Below are 788 nucleotides of genomic sequence, written 5' to 3'. Positions count from 1 at the left end.
AAAGGGACTGCTTCATATCCGCTGTGAAATTACGCTGGGGAAATATCAAGACCAGATTTTACGGTTAGAGGATAAATTGGAAAGTGGCTTATATTGCGAGCTGACCGACAAGACCCTGCATGACGGCTATATCGAATATACCCTGCTTTATGATATGATAGCGAACCGCATTACCATTGATGAAGTACGGGCAGAAAACGGCTGTCTTAGACTGATGAAAAATCTTGTCTGGGAATATGACGCACTTCCTCATGCTCTGATTGCTGGCGGGACTGGTGGTGGTAAAACCTATTTTCTGCTGACGCTCATTGAAGCCCTACTGCATACAAACGCTGTCCTTTATATCTTAGACCCGAAAAATGCGGACTTAGCAGATTTGGGGACAGTTATGGGAAATGTGTACCACACCAAAGAAGAAATGATTGATTGCGTCAATGCCTTTTATGAGGGCATGGTACGACGAAGTGAGGAAATGAAACGACACCCGAACTATAAGACAGGTGAAAACTACGCCCATCTGGGACTGTCACCCTGCTTTCTTATCTTTGATGAATATGTGGCGTTTTTTGAAATGCTGGGGACAAAAGAAAGCGTGGGCTTACTTAGCCAGTTAAAGAAAATCGTTATGCTGGGACGGCAGGCAGGATATTTCCTTATCGTTGCTTGTCAAAGACCAGACGCAAAGTATTTCTCGGACGGGATAAGGGATAACTTCAATTTCCGTGTGGGACTTGGGCGTATCAGCGAATTAGGTTACGGTATGCTGTTTGGTTCAGATGTGAAAAAGC

General features: G+C 44.4%; 1 protein-coding gene. It reads left to right on the top strand.

The annotated features are described in order from the left end of the window. Positions 1-788: FtsK/SpoIIIE domain-containing protein (locus tag LJD34_RS16860; RefSeq protein ID WP_264474841.1), on the top strand; the 788-nt coding region annotated here is incomplete at both ends.

The sequence above is a fragment of the Faecalibacillus sp. MSK20_93 genome (assembly GCF_020589945.1).
GTDB lineage: Bacteria > Bacillota_I > Bacilli_A > Erysipelotrichales > Coprobacillaceae > Faecalibacillus > Faecalibacillus intestinalis.
Note: the sequence above shows the minus strand (reverse complement) of the source record. Positions and strands in the feature narration are given on the sequence as shown.